Annotated in this window: 1 pseudogene; it reads right to left on the bottom strand. The window is 77.6% G+C overall.

The features are described from left to right. A pseudogene (locus BST47_RS30145) lies at positions 1 to 277 on the bottom strand (transglycosylase family protein); the annotation flags it as partial.

Below are 277 nucleotides of genomic sequence, written 5' to 3'. Positions count from 1 at the left end.
CCGGGGCCGTGGCGGGCGGCGGAGGAAGCGCCGGCGCGGGCTGAAGCGGAGCGTCGGCGTGCAATGCCCACATCTGCGGCTGATCGCCAGGCACCTGGCCCTCGGCGACATCCCAGTTCGCCACCTCCTGCGCGATGTCTGCAGACGGGGCCATCGGGTCGACCGGCGGTGGCGGAGGCACGGGTGCGGCCAGCGCGTCGATCGGCGCCGGGGGCGGCGGGGCCATCGGGTCAACCGGCGGCGGCGGAACCGGGGCGGCCAGCGCGTCGATCGCGGG

The sequence above is a fragment of the Mycolicibacterium tusciae genome (assembly GCF_002086795.1).
Classification (GTDB): Bacteria; Actinomycetota; Actinomycetes; order Mycobacteriales; family Mycobacteriaceae; genus Mycobacterium; species Mycobacterium tusciae.
Note: the sequence above shows the minus strand (reverse complement) of the source record. Positions and strands in the feature narration are given on the sequence as shown.